Below are 12,982 nucleotides of genomic sequence, written 5' to 3'. Positions count from 1 at the left end.
ACCTCCTTGGTGCAACAGAACTTTAAACCACAAACTCCCGCATTCATGTGGGCCATATTGCAGACAGGGACGGGGAAACCACCCGCCATCTTTTCACAAAAGAAGGCATGGAGGCCAACTCCTTGGGGTGAAGCCAGACATCCACTGGCAGAGCAACTCCTCCGCTCTAACCCGACAGCTAACCTCGACGGCGACAAATGAGAGGAAAACTTTTCATGGGACGTCACTCCACTAAGACTAGCTCCGCGTTCACCAAGCTCGCAGCTTCCACCATCGCTTTCGGTGCTGCTGCAACCATCATGGCTCCTTCCGCATCTGCTGCACCTGATTCCGACTGGGATCGCCTCGCACAGTGCGAGTCCGGTGGTAACTGGGCAATCAACACCGGTAACGGCTACCACGGTGGTCTGCAGTTCTCCGCTAGCACCTGGGCTGCTTACGGCGGCCAGGAGTTCGCTACCTACGCATACCAGGCAACCCGTGAGCAGCAGATCGCTGTTGCAGAGCGCACCTTGGCTGGTCAGGGCTGGGGCGCATGGCCTGCTTGCTCCGCTTCCCTTGGACTGAACTCCGCTCCAACCCAGCGTGACCTCTCCGCTACCACCTCTACCCCAGAGCCAGCTGCAGCTGCACCAGCTGTTGCTGAGTACAACGCTCCTGCAGCCAACATCGCAGTTGGCTCCACCGACTTGAACACCATCAAGTCCACCTACGGCGCTGTCACCGGCACCCTCGCTCAGTACGGCATCACCGTTCCAGCTGAGGTTGAGTCTTACTACAACGCTTTCGTCGGCTAAATCTAGCTGCACTTTTTAAAAGGGAGGGAACCTTAAACGGGTTCCCTCCCTTTTTGCATGCCATTTCACGACGCGCAAGTCACCCTTTTGTGAATTGGGCACCAAGATTTCCTGATTTTGGCCACCATTTTGCCGAAACCTTGGTGCCAAAAGTACGCCCAGTAGAAAAACCGCATGAAAAAAGAGGCAACACCGCCGAAACGGGTTGCCTCTTTTTTAAGTTTCTTAGCGGTTGATCCGGGTGTACGGGTGAACGTATCCGGTCTCTTCTGCAGAAACTGGGAATTCCTTGTCATCGCCCCATGGGCTGGACGCGCCTGCGACCTTGGAGATGAGTTCAGTAACGACGTGTCCGTCAGCTGGATTGTGCTCCGGCCATGCCGGATCGACGAAGTGCTTCTTCTCTACGTTTGCCATGCCATACATTCTTTCAAACTCTGGGAACAAAAGTCACCTCAACTAGGCTTAAACTTAACAACATCATGAAAAAAGACTCCCCCATCCCCACCCTCAAGGGGTGGTTGGATACTCAAAGTGATGATCAGCTCTCCACAATCCTTAGAAATCGACCCGATACGGTTCTCCCTTTACCACCTAATTTGGCCTCTCTTGCTGCGCGTTTACAGCTGAGGGCGTCTGCGATTCGCGCGGTGTTGAAACTCAATGCGTTGGAACTTGGTGTGTTGGAGGCCGTGGCCAACCTTGGTGGTGAACTCCACCCGGTTACTGCCCCCGAAGTGGTGGAATATTTGCATGTGGCGTTGGCCGAGGATCTTCCAGCGCAAGACACGATTGATGCGGCTCTTGCCACGCTGAAAAATTTCGCGTTGGTTTATGGCGATGACCAGTTGATGATTGCTCAGGAGACGATGCCTGCGTTGCCTGTTCATTGGCGGTTGCTTCCGGAGGTAAGTGATCGCGGGCAGAGTGAGGAACAGGTGAGGGAAAGCGTCGATAAGCTTTCTGATAGGCACCGCAAACTTTTGCACACTCTGGCGGCGTCGGGTGGCTTCGGTCTGACGCGCGATGCGGCGCCTGATGCGGATCCGTCGCGGCCGATTCCGCAGTTGCTGGCGTCGGGGTTGTTGGCGCGCGTGGATGAGCAGACCGTGCGCCTGCCGGCGATGGTGCGGCGTGTGATTGAGGGCCGCGAGCAGCTGCCCGCTCAGGTGCGCCCAATTCCGCGCACGGCGGCGCCAGGTTCGAATGATGGCGGCATTGCAGCCGGCCTTGAGGTGGTGCGGCACATGCGATTGCTTATCGACGCCGTCAGCCACGTTCCCGCCCCCACGCTGAAAGTCGGAGCCCTCGGTGTGCGCGTGGTGACTCGCCTGAGCAAGGAATTAGACCTTGATGAGACCGAGCTGGCACGTCTACTGAGTTTGGGTATGGCCAGCGGTCTAATCCGTAAAGGCGTGCCCGATCCATTGCCCATGGATGATGATGGCGGCGATTACGTCGCTCCCACCCCGCTGGCTGACGAATGGATGGAATCTGATCTGGCGCACCAATTGGGCACGTTGATGTCTGGTTGGTGGAAGCAAACTTACGCGCCGTGGTTGGTGGGTCAGGCTGATGATAAGGACAAGCCAATCCATGTTCTCAGTAAAACAAGCATCATTGATTCGCTTCCTGATGCTCGTGCGAAGATCCTGTCCTCTTTATCTAGGGTTTTAGTGGACAATCTGCACGCGGATTTAGCATTCCATTATCCCCTTGCGGCGAGTCGGATGAATCCTGACACCATCACACAGCTGGTCCAGGAAGCCCAGTGGATCGGAGCATATTCTCAAGGCGTGACCGCAGCGGGTCAGGCTTTAATTGATGGCGAAAACCCTACGGAGGTAATCAAGGCTCCTGCGCCGGTGGAGAATTTCATCGTGCAAGGCGATTTCACCATCATGGTTCCAGGACCACTAACCCCTGCGATGCAAAAAACCATGGATTCGATCGCATCGTTGGAATCACCTGGTTTGGCCTCGGTGTATCGACTCAGCGAGAAATCCATCAGGCATGCTCTGGATCTTGGGCTCACCACCCCGGAAATCTTGGAGTTTCTCAAAAAACATTCCATGACAGATCTGCCCCAATCTGTGGGCTATTTGCTCAGCGATATCGCCAGAAAGCACGGCACCCTCCGAGGCGGCCCTGCACTGTCCTATATCCGTAGCGACGATCCCGCTTTGCTGCATTCCGCAGTGGAGGCGGGCGCCGATGTGGCGCTTCGGCAGATCGCTCCCACCGTTGCGATTGCTCAAGCACCCCTGCTTCAGGTGATCACTGTGCTGCGTGCTGCCGGGTTCCAACCTGTGGCAGAAGACGGCGAAGGCGCAAGTCTGAATATCTCGCCATCCCCTGCACGTGTGCCCGCAGCTTCCCCACCACCAGTTGTTCCGGCACTGGATGAAAGCCGGGTACAGGCAGCAGTCAAAGCAATCCGACGGGAAAATTCAGCATCTCAAGGAACTGTTTCCACACAGCCGACGCTCTCGGTTCTGCAGGCTGCAGTGCGAGGGCAGCGCACGGTGACGTTGGGGTTCGTCGATAAGCAAGGCGTGGCCGTGCACCGCGTCGTCAAGCCTTTAACCGTCAACGCCGGGCAGGTGGACGCTGTGGATGAAGCCACAGGTGCGGTGCATCGTTTCATGTTGCACAGGATCACAGAAGTAATAGTGGATAACTAGCCTAGAAGTGACATAATGGACGTTTAAACCTCGTTAGGAGAAGCATTTCGTGGCTTTTGGCGATGGACCTTTAATCGTCCAATCCGATAAGACAGTCCTGCTAGAAATAGATCACCCCCAAGCAGGCGAAGCACGCATAGCTCTAGCACCTTTTGCGGAGCTCGAGCGTGCACCCGAGCATATTCACACCTACCGCATCACCCCTCTGGCGTTGTGGAACGCGCGCGCCGCAGGCCACGACGCCGAACAAGTCGTGGACATGCTGGAGCGTTTTTCACGCTTCCCCGTTCCGCAAGCGCTCCTGATCGACATCGCAGAGACGATGTCCCGCTACGGACGTGTGCGCCTGCACCGTCACCCCGCACACGGGCTGATCCTTGAATCTGGCGAACCTGCGATCCTGGTGGAAATCTCCCGGCACAAAAAGATCAAACCCATGCTGGGCGCACAAGTGGATCCTGAAACCATCGTGGTCCATCCGTCAGAGCGCGGGCGCCTCAAGCAGGAACTGCTCAAGGTCGGTTGGCCAGCGGAAGATCTCGCGGGATATGTGGACGGTGAATCCCACCCCATTGGTCTCTCCACTGAATTTGAAGACTGGTCGCTGCGCGATTATCAGCAAATGGCAGCCGATTCCTTCTGGGAAGGCGGTTCCGGCGTAGTCGTGCTGCCTTGTGGCGCTGGTAAAACCATGGTCGGTGCAGCCTCCATGGCTCGTGCACAGGCAACCACCTTGATCCTTGTCACCAACACCGTGGCCGGCCGACAGTGGAAAGACGAACTTCTTCGCCGCACCACACTCACCGAAGACGAAATCGGTGAGTACTCCGGCGAACGCAAAGAAATCCGACCCGTCACCATCGCCACCTACCAAGTAGTCACCAGGCGTACCAAAGGCGAATACAAAGCTCTCGAGCTTTTTGATTCCCGCGACTGGGGCTTAATTATTTACGACGAAGTCCATCTTCTTCCCGCCCCCGTTTTCCGCATGACCTCCGACCTGCAATCCAGGCGACGCCTCGGACTGACTGCCACCCTCGTGCGCGAAGACGGACGAGAAGGCGATGTCTTCAGCCTGATCGGCCCCAAGCGTTACGATGCACCATGGAAAGACCTCGAGTCCCAAGGGTTCATCGCCACCGCCGACTGCGTAGAAATCCGCTCCACCATGACCGATGCTGAGCGCATGGTGTACGCGACTGCCGAGTCGGCAGATCGTTACCGTCTAGCCGCCACTGCCCACACTAAGGTGGCCGTGGTGCGCAAACTCCTCGAAGAGCACGCTGGCAAGCCCACGCTGATCATCGGCGCTTACCTCGATCAGCTAGAAGAACTAGGCGCAGAATTTAACGCACCAGTCATCGACGGCAAAACGCCCAACAAAAAGCGTGAAGCCCTCTTTGATCAATTCCGTTCCGGCTCACTTTCCGTATTGGTTGTCTCCAAAGTGGCGAACTTCTCCATCGACCTGCCCGAAGCATCCGTAGCCATCCAGGTCTCTGGAACATTCGGCAGCCGACAAGAAGAAGCCCAACGCTTAGGCCGCCTCCTGCGACCCAAGCACGATGGCAGCGAAGCCCACTTCTACTCCATCGTCAGCCGCGACACCCTCGACACCGAATACGCAGCCCACCGCCAGCGATTCCTCGCCGAACAAGGCTACGCATACCGCATCCTCGACGCCGACGACATCCTCTTCCCACTACCCAAGAAAGAGCTATAACGTGCACAACTTCTCCTTCGACGTGGACGAATCCTACGCCAAGAAGAACAACGAAATCCTCCGCGACGCAAAGCGACTCCAGATCTCAGCACTGTGCCTTGGACTCATCCTCGGCGGCGGAGCCGTAGCCGTCTACCTGTTTTCTAACGGAGCAGTGTGGATGTGGATGATCGCCATCGTCATGGTCTTCCTCGCCCTGTTGAGCTTCATCATGATTCCTGTGATCCCCCGCCAAATGGGCAACGCACAAACGCTCTACGATAACTACGAACTAGCCCCCGCCATCATCGCAGAAGTAAACCCCCGCGATGTGGTCCTCCTGGCACTCGTCAACCGCAATGTGGACCCCGAAGCCAAACCAGAGTGGGCATTGGCCACCCGCACGATCGTTCGCGTCGGAGCACACGAACGTCGCCTCGGCGAACGTATCCCATCCGTCGCAATCACCGGCCGACGCACCGTCAAAGACCAAGACCACTGGGATGAAATCAGCCCCATGCCAATTACCTGGGGCACCACGGACAAAGACATCATCCGTGAAGCCGAGAAAACTATCCCCCACGAACTCTGGGCTAAACTAGAAAAGAACCGCGGCAAGTTGGAGGACGTTAAAAAGACCCCCAACAACCTGTTCAAACTATAGTTTCTTAACCCCCTTGAGACGCTCCGCAGCTTCGCGGAGCGTCTCTTCTTTTTTGCAAAACGCAAAACGAACCTTCGACGACCATTTCTTCGGATGATCCACAAACGCCTGCACCGGAATCGCCGCCACCCCAACCTTCTCAATCAACTCAAAACAGAACTCCGCACCATCACGATCCCCAATATCCGCAACGATGAAATACGTGCCCTTACTGTCATGAGTCTTCAGCCCCGCCTTATCTAACGCAGTACGCAAGATATCCCGCTTGAGCTCAAGCCCCTTAGACATCTTTGACACCCACTTCTGCTCATGTTCAATCGCATGCGCCACAGCCGGCTGAAAAGGTGTAGCCCCCACATAAGACATAAACTGCTTCGCCTTCAACACCGCCTCCAACAACGGCTCCGGTGCCAACGCCCACCCCGTCTTCCAACCAGTCACATTGAACGTCTTCGCCGCCGACGACACCGTCACCGTGCGATCCCACATACCGGGCAGCTTCGCGACACTCACATGCTTCTGATCATCAAAAACAAGATGCTCATACACCTCATCTGACAACACCAACAAGTCATACGCACGAGCAATACCCGCCAACTGCTTCAACGCTTTCTTAGAAAACACCGAACCCGTCGGATTATGCGGCGAATTAACGATAATCATCCGCGTCTTCTTAGTCACCGCCGCATGCAACTTATCGACATCCACATCCCACGAGTTCTCCACCTCCTTCAAAGGAACCGCCACCCGCGTCGCCCCCGCCAACGCAATAGCCGCCGCATACGCATCGTAATACGGTTCCAAAACGATCACTTCATCCCCAGGCTCCACCAAACCCAACACAGTCGCCGTAATCGCCTCAGTGGCCCCCACCGTGATCAACACCTCCGAATCAGGGTTGTACTCCAGATCAAACCTCTCCAAATGATCACGAGCCACAGCCGCCCTCAACGAAGCATCCCCACGCCCCGCCGAATACTGATTATTTCCCCCGAGAATCTGCTCCGACGCGATCTCTAACATCCGACGAGGACCATCCTCATCAGGAAAGCCCTGACCAAGATTGATTGCACCCGCCTCAACAGCTCGCTGGGTCATGGTTGCAAAAATCGTTTCACCAAAGGGTCTAAGCCTAGAAACGACGAAGTCATTACTCATGCAGCTACTATATTTGATCCCCCATTGATTGGTGCGCAAAGGATTCAATTAAGCAAAAAGATTGTGCTTGTCGACGCTTACCCCCAGGCACAGGCTGCCGCGTGCACAGGGGTCTAGAAAGCACAAAAGAGAAGAAGCACGAAACAAACACTGTCTGTTTCATGCTTCTTCTCATATATTGTTAAGTTTTTGGTCGGCGGTAACCTACTCTCCCACACCCTCCCGAGTGCAGTACCATCAGCGTAACCAGGCTTAGCTTCCGGGTTCGGAAAGGGACCGGGCGTTTCCCTGCTACTATCACCACCGACACAACCACACACCAAACCAACAACACACGTTGCTGGTTGTGCTGTGTCAGACACTGCATAATGGACGCGAACACATATTGTTCTGTTTTCGTTACGTTGCGCAACACCAAACCATAAGTGGTTTGTTGTTATCGGTAAATTAGTACCAGTCACCTCCACACCTCACAGTGCTTCCAGATCTGGCCTATCAACCCCATAATCTCTAGGGAACCTCAAAAGAAACCTCATCTCGAAACAGGCTTCCCGCTTAGATGCTTTCAGCGGTTATCCCTCCCGTACGTAGCCAACCAGCCCTGCTCCTGGCGGAACAACTGGCACACCAGAGGTACGTCCGTCCCGGTCCTCTCGTACTAGGGACAGCCTTCCTTCAAGTTTCAACGCGCGCGGCGGATAGAGACCGAACTGTCTCACGACGTTCTAAACCCAGCTCGCGTGCCGCTTTAATGGGCGAACAGCCCAACCCTTGGGACCTACTCCAGCCCCAGGATGCGACGAGCCGACATCGAGGTGCCAAACCATCCCGTCGATATGGACTCTTGGGGAAGATCAGCCTGTTATCCCCGGGGTACCTTTTATCCGTTGAGCGACACCACAACCACAAGTAGGTGCCGGATCACTAGTCCCGACTTTCGTCCCTGCTCCACCTGTCAGTGTCACAGTCAAGCTCCCTTGTGCACTTACACTCACCACCTGATTACCAACCAAGCTGAGGAAACCTTTGGGCGCCTCCGTTACATTTTAGGAGGCAACCGCCCCAGTTAAACTACCCACCAGGCACTGTCCCCAACCCAGATCATGGGCCAAGGTTAAGACATCCAATCCGATCAGAGTGGTATTTCACCAACGACTCACACACAACTAGCGTCATATGATCAAAGTCTCCCACCTATCCTACACAAACCGAATCAAACACCAATACCAAGCTATAGTGAAGGTCCCGGGGTCTTTTCGTCCTGCCGCGCGTAACGAGCATCTTTACTCGTACTGCAATTTCACCGGGCCTGTGGTTGAGACAGCAGGGAAGTCGTTACGCCATTCGTGCAGGTCGGAACTTACCCGACAAGGAATTTCGCTACCTTAGGATGGTTATAGTTACCACCGCCGTTTACTGGGGCTTAAATTCTCAGCTTCGCAACCATAAAGGTCACTAACCGGTCCTCTTAACCTTCCAGCACCGGGCAGGCGTCAGTCCGTATACATCAACTTAAACGTCTTCGCACGGACCTGTGTTTTTAGTAAACAGTCGCTTCCCTCTATTCTCTGCGACCACAACACGCTCCCAACGAAAAGTTGTTCACACGCCGTGGCCCCCCTTCTCCCGAAGTTACGGGGGCATTTTGCCGAGTTCCTTAACCACAGTTCACCCGAACGCCTTAGTATTCTCTACCTGACTACCTGTGTCGGTTTAGGGTACGGGCCGAATATCAACATCGCTAGAGGCTTTTCTCGACAGCACAGGATCACCCACTTCACCCTTTTACGGGCTCCGCATCACGCCTCACACAAAAACAGTGCGGATTTGACCTACACTGCGTGCCACACGCTTACACCACAATCCAATAAGTGGCTGAGCTACCTCCCTGCGTCACCCCATCACTTAGCTACTACCAGATCAGGTCCCACGCAACCACACACCACAAAAAAGCAAAGCCTTTTCGCGGGTGCTTATGGGTGGTTAGTATCACTGATTCACCATGGTCGCTCATACTCGGGTACGGGAATATCAACCCGTTATCCATCGACTACGCCTGTCGGCCTCGCCTTAGGCCCCGACTCACCCTGGGAAGATTAACTTGACCCAGGAACCCTTAGTCATCCGGCGGATACGTTTCTCACGCATCATTCGTTACTCATGCCTGCATTCTCACTCGCACACACTCCACCCAAGGTCACCCCAAAGCTTCAACGCATGCACGACGCTCCCCTACCCAACAATCCAAAAGGATCATTGCCGCGGCTTCGGCGGTGTACTTAAGCCCCACTACATTGTCGGCGCGGAATCACTCGACCAGTGAGCTATTACGCACTCTTTCAAGGATGGCTGCTTCTAAGCCAACCTCCTGGCTGTCTTCGCGACCCCACCTCCTTTTCCACTTAGCACACCCTTAGGGGCCTTAGCCGGCGATCTGGGCTGTTTCCCTCTCGACTACGAAGCTTATCCCCCGCAGTCTCACTGCCGTGCTCTGACTTACCGGCATTCGGAGTTTGGCTGATGTCGCTAAGATGTTGGTCCCGCTAAACCATCCAGTAGCTCTACCTCCGGCAAGAAACACACGACGCTGCACCTAAATGCATTTCGGGGAGAACCAGCTATCACGGAGTTTGATTGGCCTTTCACCCCTACCCACAACTCATCCCCTCAGTTTTCAACCTAAGTGGGTTCGCGCCTCCACAACCTCTTACAGCTGCTTCACACTGGCCATGGGTAGATCACTCCGCTTCGGGTCCAAGACATGCCACTCAAAATCACCCTCGTTAGGATTCGGTTTCCCTACGGCTACCCCACACGGGTTAACCTCGCGACATGCCGCTGACTCGCAGGCTCATTCTTCAAAAGGCACGCCATCACACCACAAACGGGTGCTCTGACGGATTGACAGCACACGGTTTCAGGTACTATTTCACTCCCCTCCCGGGGTACTTTTCACCATTCCCTCACGGTACTAATCCGCTATCGGTCATATCAAGTATTCAGGCTTACCGGGTGGTCCCGGCTAATTCACAGCAGATTCCACGAGCCCGCTGCTACTCGGGGTATCAACAACCACACACACCACCATGATCTTCGTGTACAGGACTCTCACCTTCTACGGCAGGTGTTTCCACACCACTTCCACTAACCACGCAGCACATGCCCACATCCGGCAGAATATGAACGTTATTGCCCCACAACCACCTACATGCAACCCCTGCCGGGTATCACACACATAAGTTTTAGCCATCATCCACGTTCGCTCGCCACTACTAACGGAATCACAATTGTTTTCTTCTCCTACGGGTACTGAGATGTTTCACTTCCCCGTGTCAACCTCCACACCAGCTATACATTCACTGGCAGGTAACCACACATCACTGCGGCTGGGTTTCCCCATTCGGACATCCTCGGATCAACGCTTAGTTGGCAACTCCCCGAGGCATAACGCAGCCTCTCACGTCCTTCATCGGCTTGATATGCCAAGGCATCCACCGTGTGCCCTACAAAACAACAAACAAAAAACTATAACCCAACCACCAACAAGGACAAGCCTCACCAATGTTTGGGCGCGTTCGGTATCACACAACAAAAAACAAAAAAATAAAGATGCTCGCGTCCACTATACAGTTCTCACACAACACACCACCGACACCACAACCAAAGAACACAAACATTCTCTACCCGTGTTGACGATGCTCGATGTTAGAAACAACCCACACACACCACCATAAGGTGATGCAAGCGATGTCATTCCAGACACCCAACAGCATGCCACCTATTAATCACAGTATTGACTGTGTTGTTGTCACCCTCAGGGGTCATCTCCACCCGATTAAAAATATGTTGATGGCAACCACATACGGGTTCCAACACCAACAACCCACCAACCAGACACAGCCTGATGTGGGTTAATAAAGCTCCTTAGAAAGGAGGTGATCCAGCCGCACCTTCCGGTACGGCTACCTTGTTACGACTTCGTCCCAATCGCCGATCCCACCTTCGACAGCTCCCCCCTAAAAAGGTTGGGCCACTGGCTTCGGGTGTTACCAACTTTCATGACGTGACGGGCGGTGTGTACAAGGCCCGGGAACGTATTCACCGCAGCGTTGCTGATCTGCGATTACTAGCGACTCCGACTTCATGGGGTCGAGTTGCAGACCCCAATCCGAACTGAGGCCGGCTTTAAGAGATTAGCTCCACCTCACGGTGTGGCAACTCGCTGTACCGACCATTGTAGCATGTGTGAAGCCCTGGACATAAGGGGCATGATGATTTGACGTCATCCCCACCTTCCTCCGAGTTAACCCCGGCAGTCTCTCATGAGTACCCACCATAATGTGCTGGCAACATAAGACAAGGGTTGCGCTCGTTGCGGGACTTAACCCAACATCTCACGACACGAGCTGACGACAACCATGCACCACCTGTGAACCGACCACAAGGGAAAACGTATCTCTACGCCGATCCGGTCCATGTCAAGCCCAGGTAAGGTTCTTCGCGTTGCATCGAATTAATCCACATGCTCCGCCGCTTGTGCGGGCCCCCGTCAATTCCTTTGAGTTTTAGCCTTGCGGCCGTACTCCCCAGGCGGGGCGCTTAATGCGTTAGCTGCGGCACAGAAGTCGTGGAAGACCCCTACACCTAGCGCCCACCGTTTACGGCATGGACTACCAGGGTATCTAATCCTGTTCGCTACCCATGCTTTCGCTCCTCAGCGTCAGTTACTGCCCAGAGACCTGCCTTCGCCATTGGTGTTCCTCCTGATATCTGCGCATTTCACCGCTACACCAGGAATTCCAGTCTCCCCTACAGCACTCAAGTTATGCCCGTATCGCCTGCACGCCCGAAGTTAAGCCCCGGGATTTCACAGACGACGCGACAAACCACCTACGAGCTCTTTACGCCCAGTAATTCCGGACAACGCTCGCACCCTACGTATTACCGCGGCTGCTGGCACGTAGTTAGCCGGTGCTTCTTCTCCAGGTACCGTCACCTAAAAGGCTTCGTCCCTAGCGAAAGGAGTTTACAACCCGAAGGCCGTCATCCCCCACGCGGCGTCGCTGCATCAGGCTTGCGCCCATTGTGCAATATTCCCCACTGCTGCCTCCCGTAGGAGTCTGGGCCGTGTCTCAGTCCCAATGTGGCCGTACACCCTCTCAGGCCGGCTACCCGTCGACGCCTTGGTAGGCCATTACCCCACCAACAAGCTGATAGGCCGCAGGCTCATCCCACACCGCATAAAGCTTTCCACACCACCCCTACGGTGGTGTGAATATTCGGTATTAGACCCAGTTTCCCAGGCTTATCCCAAAGTGTAGGGCAGATCACCCACGTGTTACTCACCCGTTCGCCACTCATCCACCAAATGCAAGCATTTGGTTTCAGCGTTCGACTTGCATGTGTTAAGCACGCCGCCAGCGTTCGTCCTGAGCCAGGATCAAACTCTCCACAAAAAACAATAAAAAAGATTGTTTAGGCCGTGAAAAGCCCAACACCTGACAAAAACAACAACACCCCCACCAACCACACACAAGGTGACAGTTGGAGAATGGGGTGTTACTGGCATTATCAAAAAATAATGATTTAAAAAAACACCACAACCCACATAAGGATCATCGTGTCTTTCATGTGGGCCTGATCCCTTGACGGGGAACAAGCAGACCCACAACATCATGCCAACAATAAGATTATTGTTTACAGTGATGGATAAATATTGGCGATCCACCACCCGGCATGACCCACCACCAAAACCCTCAAGGGGTTAAAAGTGGTAGTGACAAAAATAATAAATGGCACACTATTGAGTTCTCAAACAACATACGCACACTCTGAAAACAAGATACAATGTTTGTTCTTGCTCCCCTAGCAGCTTGACTGACCTTACAGAGTCGATTTAAAAAAGTCAAAGTTTCTTTTTTAATCATTCTGCATGTCTTAACCAGCTTGTAACCTCTTGGCCACGTTGCTGGTGTGC

The 12,982-nt window shown here is 54.3% G+C and carries 6 protein-coding genes, 3 rRNA genes and 1 riboswitch; of the genes, 4 read left to right on the top strand and 5 right to left on the bottom strand.

Features of this window, described 5'->3' with window-relative positions:
- Window positions 1-40 precede the first annotated feature (40 nt).
- Window positions 41-209: riboswitch (cyclic di-AMP (ydaO/yuaA leader) on the top strand.
- Between the two features lie 6 nt (window positions 210-215).
- Window positions 216-797 carry a resuscitation-promoting factor Rpf1 gene (gene rpf1 / locus KW808_RS04485; RefSeq protein ID WP_003862355.1) on the top strand — a complete coding sequence of 194 codons (582 nt, stop codon included), beginning with the start codon at window positions 216-218 and terminating at the stop codon, window positions 795-797.
- A gap of 225 nt (window positions 798-1,022) precedes the next feature.
- Here rpf1 and KW808_RS04480 read toward each other — a convergent pair whose 3' ends face one another.
- Window positions 1,023-1,214, bottom strand: coding sequence for a hypothetical protein (locus KW808_RS04480; protein WP_003858306.1), 192 nt, complete (start codon window positions 1,212-1,214; stop codon window positions 1,023-1,025).
- A 65-nt stretch (window positions 1,215-1,279) separates the two neighbouring features.
- On the opposite strand from KW808_RS04480, the gene KW808_RS04475 reads away from it, so the two are divergent.
- The 3 genes from KW808_RS04475 to KW808_RS04465 are packed head-to-tail and all read left to right on the top strand — an operon-like array spanning window position 1,280 to window position 5,847.
- Window positions 1,280-3,481 carry a helicase-associated domain-containing protein gene (locus tag KW808_RS04475; RefSeq protein ID WP_003862354.1) on the top strand — a complete coding sequence of 734 codons (2,202 nt, stop codon included), beginning with the start codon at window positions 1,280-1,282 and terminating at the stop codon, window positions 3,479-3,481.
- Window positions 3,482-3,530: 49 nt separating this feature from the next.
- Window positions 3,531-5,204: a DNA repair helicase XPB gene (locus KW808_RS04470; protein ID WP_003858302.1), complete on the top strand. Its 1,674-nt coding sequence runs from the start codon at window positions 3,531-3,533 to the stop codon at window positions 5,202-5,204.
- A gap of 1 nt (window position 5,205) precedes the next feature.
- The gene (locus KW808_RS04465; RefSeq protein WP_003862353.1) at window positions 5,206-5,847 is read left to right on the top strand and encodes a DUF3239 domain-containing protein; all 642 of its coding nucleotides are present in this window, start codon (window positions 5,206-5,208) and stop codon (window positions 5,845-5,847) included.
- On the opposite strand, the gene KW808_RS04460 is transcribed toward KW808_RS04465, so the two are convergent.
- The 4 genes from KW808_RS04460 to KW808_RS04445 form a co-directional block, all read right to left on the bottom strand.
- The gene (locus tag KW808_RS04460) at window positions 5,842-7,005 is read right to left on the bottom strand and encodes a pyridoxal phosphate-dependent aminotransferase (RefSeq protein ID WP_003862352.1); all 1,164 of its coding nucleotides are present in this window, start codon (window positions 7,003-7,005) and stop codon (window positions 5,842-5,844) included. The genes KW808_RS04465 and KW808_RS04460 overlap by 6 nt on opposite strands.
- A 191-nt stretch (window positions 7,006-7,196) precedes the next feature.
- Window positions 7,197-7,313 (bottom strand): 5S ribosomal RNA (gene rrf / locus KW808_RS04455).
- 119 nt (window positions 7,314-7,432) lie between these two features.
- Window positions 7,433-10,523 (bottom strand): 23S ribosomal RNA (locus tag KW808_RS04450).
- A 410-nt stretch (window positions 10,524-10,933) separates the two neighbouring features.
- Window positions 10,934-12,461, bottom strand: a 16S ribosomal RNA gene (locus KW808_RS04445).
- The 16S, 23S and 5S rRNA genes sit together here, the layout of an rRNA operon.
- Between the last annotated feature and the right edge of the window lie 521 nt (window positions 12,462-12,982).

It is taken from the genome of [Brevibacterium] flavum, from assembly GCF_019317305.1.
In the GTDB taxonomy this organism is placed as follows: Bacteria; Actinomycetota; Actinomycetes; order Mycobacteriales; family Mycobacteriaceae; genus Corynebacterium; species Corynebacterium glutamicum.
This window is presented reverse-complemented; position numbering and strand designations above follow the sequence as displayed.

Excerpts from the sequence above, each read along its gene's own strand:
- rpf1 (WP_003862355.1), top strand. The coding sequence starts at position 216 with ATGGGACGTCACTCCACTAAGACTAGCTCCGCGTTCACCAAGCTCGCA.
- KW808_RS04480 (WP_003858306.1), bottom strand. The coding sequence starts at position 1,214 with ATGGCAAACGTAGAGAAGAAGCACTTCGTCGATCCGGCATGGCCGGAG.
- KW808_RS04475 (WP_003862354.1), top strand. The coding sequence starts at position 1,280 with ATGAAAAAAGACTCCCCCATCCCCACCCTCAAGGGGTGGTTGGATACT.
- KW808_RS04460 (WP_003862352.1), bottom strand. The coding sequence starts at position 7,005 with ATGAGTAATGACTTCGTCGTTTCTAGGCTTAGACCCTTTGGTGAAACG.